This is a genomic window from Streptomyces sp. NPDC096012, assembly GCF_040426375.1.
Lineage (GTDB): Bacteria > Actinomycetota > Actinomycetes > Streptomycetales > Streptomycetaceae > Streptomyces.
Genome location: NZ_JBEOTD010000012.1, coordinates 123,024 through 129,464, shown reverse-complemented (window position 1 = coordinate 129,464; position 6,441 = coordinate 123,024). Strand labels below are relative to the sequence as shown.

4 protein-coding genes are annotated in these 6,441 nt (G+C 71.0%); all 4 read left to right on the top strand.

Annotation, left to right across the window (positions count from 1 at the left end; all coding sequences use genetic code 11):
* Positions 1–497 precede the first annotated feature (497 nt).
* Positions 498–2,903, top strand: a complete 2,406-nt coding sequence (locus ABVB68_RS15040) for a sodium-translocating pyrophosphatase (RefSeq protein ID WP_353601496.1) — start codon at positions 498–500, stop codon at positions 2,901–2,903.
* A gap of 195 nt (positions 2,904–3,098) precedes the next feature.
* Positions 3,099–3,710, top strand: coding sequence for a small secreted protein (locus tag ABVB68_RS15035; protein WP_353601495.1), 612 nt, complete (start codon positions 3,099–3,101; stop codon positions 3,708–3,710).
* A 470-nt stretch (positions 3,711–4,180) separates the two neighbouring features.
* A complete protein-coding gene (locus ABVB68_RS15030) occupies positions 4,181–5,701 on the top strand; it encodes a DUF7059 domain-containing protein (protein ID WP_503006125.1) in 1,521 nt (506 codons plus the stop codon).
* A gap of 499 nt (positions 5,702–6,200) precedes the next feature.
* Positions 6,201–6,398 (top strand): hypothetical protein, encoded by a 198-nt coding sequence (locus ABVB68_RS15025; protein ID WP_353601493.1) that lies wholly within the window; start codon positions 6,201–6,203, stop codon positions 6,396–6,398.
* Positions 6,399–6,441 lie beyond the last annotated feature (43 nt).

Sequence of the window (6,441 nt, the reverse complement as noted above, 5' to 3'; positions counted from 1 at the left end):
GTCGGCCACGGCGGCCGACTGAGTCCCACCCCGGCCACATCGTCGGCCACGGCGGTCGACTGAGTCCCACCTCGGCCACATCGTCGGCCACGGCGGTCGACTGAGTCCCACCTCGGCCACATCGTCGGCCACGGCGGCCGACTGAGTCCCACCTCGGCCACGGCGGTCGACTGAGTCCCACCCGTCCCCGTGGCGGTCGTTCGACTCACCCCGCGCACCCGCAGGGCCCTGCTGAGCAGGGCCCTTGTCGTATTTCCCGGACACCCTGCGAATTCGTGAAGTAATTCACGATCGATATCCCGATCATTTGATCAAGCTTCAATGTGGTCGTCAATGCCTTCAGGGCGTTACCGCTTTCGGGTTCGATGGCCGGACCTCGATCATTTGCTGGAGAGCACAAGAAGGCCAATTCCGCTTACCGTCCCCTGTTTAGATCACTCGCGGGTACCTACAATCCGTCCACATCTTGAGCTCAGCCCAAGCGTCAAGGAGGACGAATGGCGGGGCTTTCTACCCCTCATCAGTTGGGTCACCCCACAACCCTCGCGGCCGCGGTACTGACCGACGACAACCGGATCATGGTGGCCGTCATCGCGGCCGTCGCCGTAGCCGCCTTGGTGGTCGCGGGGATCCTGGTGCGTCAGGTTCTGGCGGCCGGCGAGGGCACCGACAGCATGAAACGGATCGCCGAGGCGGTCCAGGAAGGTGCCAAGGCTTATCTGGCCCGGCAGCTGCGCACGCTCGGCGTATTCGCCGTCGTCGTCTTCTTCCTGCTCATGCTGCTGCCTGCGGACGACTGGAATCAGCGTGCCGGACGCTCGGTGTTCTTCCTGATCGGAGCGGTGTTCTCGGCAGCCACCGGCTATATCGGCATGTGGCTGGCCGTGCGCAGTAATGTGCGCGTCGCCGCCGCGGCCCGGGAAGCCACTCCGGCCCCCGGCGAACCCGAAAAGGATCTCACCACCGTCTCGCACACCGCGATGAAGATCGCGTTTCGCACGGGCGGCGTCGTCGGCATGTTCACGGTGGGGCTCGGCCTGCTGGGCGCCTCCTGTGTCGTGCTGGTCTACGCCGCCGACGCGCCGAAGGTGCTGGAGGGCTTCGGCCTCGGCGCCGCCCTGATCGCGATGTTCATGCGTGTGGGCGGCGGCATCTTCACCAAGGCCGCCGACGTCGGCGCCGACCTGGTCGGCAAGGTCGAACAGGGCATTCCGGAGGACGACCCGCGCAATGCCGCGACCATCGCGGACAACGTGGGCGACAACGTCGGCGACTGCGCGGGCATGGCGGCCGACCTGTTCGAGTCCTACGCCGTCACCCTCGTGGCGGCGCTGATCCTCGGCAAGACCGCGTTCGGCGACTCCGGACTGGCCTTCCCGCTGCTGGTTCCCGCCATCGGCGTGATCACCGCCATGATCGGCATCTTCGCGGTGGCCCCGCGACGCGCCGACCGCAGCGGCATGTCCGCGATCAACCGCGGGTTCTTCATCTCCGCGGTGATCTCCCTGGTGCTGGTCGCGGTCGCGGTCTTCGTCTATCTGCCGGCGAAGTACTCCGCCCTCGACGGCGTCACCGACGCGGCGATCAAGGGCAAGGACGGCGACCCGCGCATCCTCGCGCTGGTCGCGGTGGCCATCGGCATCCTGCTCGCCGCGGTCATCCAGCAACTGACCGGCTACTTCACCGAGACCAACCGCCGCCCGGTGCGGGACATCGGCAAGACCTCCCTCACCGGACCGGCCACGGTCATCCTCTCCGGCATCTCGCTGGGCCTGGAATCGGCCGTCTACACCGCGCTGCTCATCGGCCTGAGCGTGTACGGGGCGTTCCTGCTCGGCGGTACGTCGATCATGCTGGCGCTGTTCGCGGTGGCCCTGGCCGGCACCGGCCTGCTCACCACGGTCGGTGTGATCGTCGCCATGGACACCTTCGGACCGGTCTCCGACAACGCCCAGGGCATCGCCGAGATGTCCGGTGACGTCGAGGGGGCGGGCGCGCAGGTGCTCACCAACCTGGACGCGGTCGGCAACACCACCAAGGCCATCACCAAGGGCATCGCCATCGCCACCGCCGTCCTCGCGGCGTCGGCGCTGTTCGGGTCGTACCGCGACGCGATCACCACCAACGTGCAGGACGTGGGGGCGAAGCTGACCGGGCCCGGCTCGCCGCTGACCCTGTCCCTGGACATCTCGCAGCCCAACAACCTCGTCGGCCTCATCGCGGGCGCCGCGGTCGTCTTCCTCTTCTCCGGACTCGCCATCAACGCCGTGTCGCGTTCGGCCGGTTCGGTGGTGTTCGAGGTGCGGCGGCAGTTCCGCGAGCACCCGGGGATCATGGACTACACCGAGAAGCCCGAGTACGGCAAGGTCGTCGACATCTGCACCAGGGACGCCCTGCGGGAGCTGGCCACGCCCGGTCTGCTCGCCGTGATGGCGCCGATCTTCATCGGGTTCACGCTCGGCGTCGGGGCACTCGGCTCCTACCTCGCCGGCGCGATCGGTGCGGGCACGCTGATGGCGGTGTTCCTCGCCAACTCCGGCGGCGCCTGGGACAACGCCAAGAAACTGGTCGAGGACGGCCACCACGGCGGCAAGGGCAGCGAGGCACACGCGGCCACCGTGATCGGCGACACCGTCGGTGACCCCTTCAAGGACACCGCGGGACCGGCGATCAACCCGCTGCTGAAGGTCATGAACCTGGTGTCGCTGCTCATCGCGCCCGCGGTGATCAAGTTCTCCTACGGCGACGACAAGAACATCGGCGTGCGCATCGGGATCGCGGTCCTCGCGCTCCTGGTGATCGTCGTCGCCGTGTACATCTCCAAGCGGCGCGGCATCGCCGTCGGGGACGACGAGAGCACCGAGCGGGTCGCCAACTCGGCGGACGCGGCGGTGGTTTCGTAGGCCGCGTAAGGAAGGCCTGCTCGATCGGCGGGCGGACGGCGCGTACCGACGTGCCGGCCGCCCGCTTCCTTGTGGGTCCGCCCACGTCCGTGAGCCTTCTCTCCCATGGTGCGAAGAGTCACAAAAGCTGACTTTAGGGCCGTTCGGTGGACGGAGGGCGACCGTCCGCCGTGTAGATTCCGGTGGCCCAGAGCCATGGAAGGGACCAATCCGGTGAACAAGAAGCTCACGGCCGCACTGTCCGGCGGTGCGGTACTGGTGGCGGCGCTGTCGGGATGCTCCAGCAGCGGCGGCAAGGGGCCCGACCCCAAGCTGGAGGCCTGGGCCAAGTCGGTGTGCGACGCGGTGCCCACGCAGGACGCGAAGATCAAGGCGGCGAACGCGGCGATCAGTACGACGGCCGCCGACACCGCCAAGCCCGAGACCCTCCAGAAGACCGACTCGCAGGCGTTCCAGGACATGGCCGACGGCTACAAGGCGATCGCCGCCGCGATCAGTGACGCCGGTGCGCCTCCCGGGGTGGACGGCGGTGCCAGGCGGCAGCAGGACGTGGTGCGCAACCTCAACAGCCTCGCCGCCTCCTACTCGGGCCTGAAGAAGCAGGTCGACGAACTGAACACCAAGAACCAGGGGAAGTTCGCCTCCGGCCTGCACGACGTCGCCGTGCAGATGGCGGAGCTGGAGAAGAAGCACCAGAGCGGCACCGAGGCGCTGAAGAACCTGCAGCAGGGCCAGGTCAAGGACGCGATCGCCCAGCAGGCCAGCTGCAAGAAGGTCGCCTCCTCCACGTCGCCCTCGGCAGGCTGACGCCCCTCTCGCCCGCTGGCCGGACCGACGATCCCGTTGCCCGCTGGCTGGACCGACGGCCTCTCGCCGGCTGGCTGGACCGACGGCCTCTCGCCGGCTGGCTGGACCGACGGTCCCCTCGCACAACGCGTCCGCGGGCTCGGCCCCTCTCGTGCGTCGCTTCGGCGGGGCTGACGGTCCCTCTCGCGCATCGGTTCGGGCCGGCGGCCCTCTCACACGCGTCGCCTTCGGCGGGCTGACGGCCCCTCGCACGCGTCGATCGCGTGTCGGCCGGGCCGGCGGCCCGCTCTCGTGCAACACGTAGGCAGGCTGACGGCCGACTCTCGTGCAACGCGTAGGCAGGCTGACGGCCCTCTCGCACCCCCCTTCGGCGGGGCAGGCGGCGGGCCTCTGCCGGACCGGCCGGTCTCTGGTCGTCGCGGGGTGTGCTGAGGCCCCTCCGGGCCGCGGTGCGGGCCACAATGGGGGGCGTGACTGACTCCGGACCCGCCCCCCTGCCCGCCTCCGACCGGCCCGAGACCGCGGCGCGGCTGCGGCACGCTCTGCTGGCCGCCTCCTTCACCGCCGACGGGCTGCTGGACCTGCTCGGCGCCCCCGCGTACGCGGCGCTGGCCCGCAGTGAGACCGTGCCCGCCCTGCGGGCGACCCGAGGCGACACACCGCTGGAGACACTCGTACGGCTGTTCCTGCTCCAGCAGCCCGTGCCCCACGCGCGCGCCGCGGCCGTACTGCCGGTCGAGGAGGCCCTGGACACGGGCTGGCTCACCCGCGCGGGCGGCGACGAGGTGGCCGCGACGGTCGACGTCCGGCCCTACGGCGGTCCCGACGGCGAGGACTGGTTCATCGTCTCCGACCTCGGCTGCGCGGTCGGCGGCGCGGGCGGGATCGGGCAGCACGACGAAGGCGTCGTCCTCGGCGTCGGCGGCGCCTCCACGACCCTCGCCGGCATCACCGTCCGTACGCCCGTCGGGTCCGCCCTGGACCTCGGCACCGGCTCCGGCATCCAGGCACTGCACGCCGCCCAGCACGCCACCCGCGTCACGGCGACCGACCTCAACCCGCGCGCGCTGCACATCACCGCGCTCACGCTCGCTCTCTCCGGCGCGCCCGCCGCCGACCTGCGCGAGGGCTCGCTGTTCGAGCCGGTCGCGGACGACGAGACGTTCGACCTCATCGTGTCCAACCCGCCCTTCGTGATCTCCCCGGGCGCCCGGCTCACCTACCGCGACGGGGGCATGGGCGGGGACGATCTGTGCCGCTCGCTCGTTCAGCAGGCGGGGGAACGGCTGAACGAGGGCGGGTTCGCGCAGTTCCTCGCCAACTGGCAGCACGTGGCAGGGGAGGACTGGCAGGACAGACTCAGGTCGTGGGTGCCGCGCGGGTGCGATGCCTGGATCGTGCAGCGCGAGGTGCAGGACGTCACGCAGTACGCCGAGCTGTGGCTGAGGGACGCCGGTGACCACCGCGGTGACCCGGTGGAGTACCAGGCGCGGTACGACGCCTGGCTCGACGAGTTCGAGGCGCGCAAGGTCAAGGCCATCGGCTTCGGCTGGATCACCCTGCGCAGGACCGGCTCCGCCGAGCCCTCGGTCACCGTGGAGGAGTGGCCGCATTCGGTCGAGCAGCCCCTCGGGGACACGGTCCGGGCGCACTTCGAGCGCCTCGACTATCTCCGGGAGCACGACGACGCGGCGTTGCTCGACAGCCACTTCACGCTCGCCGCCGAGGTGGTCCAGGAGCAGGTCGGGCTGCCCGGCGCGGAGGACCCCGAGCACGTGGTGCTGCGCCAGCACCGCGGGATGCGCCGGGCCACCAAGGTGGACACGGTCGGCGCCGGGTTCGCCGGCGTGTGCGACGGCACGCTGACCGCCGGGCGGATCCTGGACGCCATCGCCCAGATCGTCGGCGAAGACCCGGTGACGCTCCGCGACCAGACCCCCGCCCAGATCCGCCTGCTGGTGGAACAGGGCTTCCTGGAGCCGGTGCGCTGACTCGGAGGGCGCGCCGCCGCGCAACCGGCCGGGATCCCGGAGCCGGAGGACCGGCCGCGACCGCGGAGCGCAGGACCGGCCCGGACCCCCGGAGCCCCCGAGCCGCAGGACCGGCCGGGACCCCGAAGCTCGGGGACCGGCTGGGACCCCGGAGCCGGGAGACCGAGCCGGGCGGGCGGCGTACCCGGGCTCCTCAGGCCGTCGTAGCCGCGCCCGGACCGTTGTCGTATGCCGGTGTCAGATGCCGGGCAGAGCCGGCCGGCGCGCGGCGCGGGCGGTCTCCGGGATGCGAGGCGCACGGTCTCCGGGGGCGCGCGACGGGGGACCCGCGGAAAAAGGCCGGAAAAATACCTGCGCTCCTTCTCCCGCCCGAGGATTCGATCGTCCGTTCGAAGGCTCGGCGGCCTTCCGTTCACCCCGATGTCGGCCGCCGGACGCCCGCGTGTGCCACCCTCCCGACCCTGGGCAGGGCCGACGGGACGGAAGGGGTGGGCAGGCGATGGAGAGTGCGCCGTCGATCTTCGCTGGAACGGTGTTCGCCCTGTTCGGAGGCGCCCTGCTGGTGTGGACCGGCGTGCGCTCGCGGCGCCGCGAGCCGGTGGCCGAGGGTGTGAACCCGGTCGCATCGGCCACCCTCGCGAGCGTGATCGGGACGGCCGCGCTGGCCCTCGCCGCGTACTGCCTGACGCGCCTCTGACGACGGCGGGCGCACCGCCGGGACGGTGTGGCGAGAGTGAAGG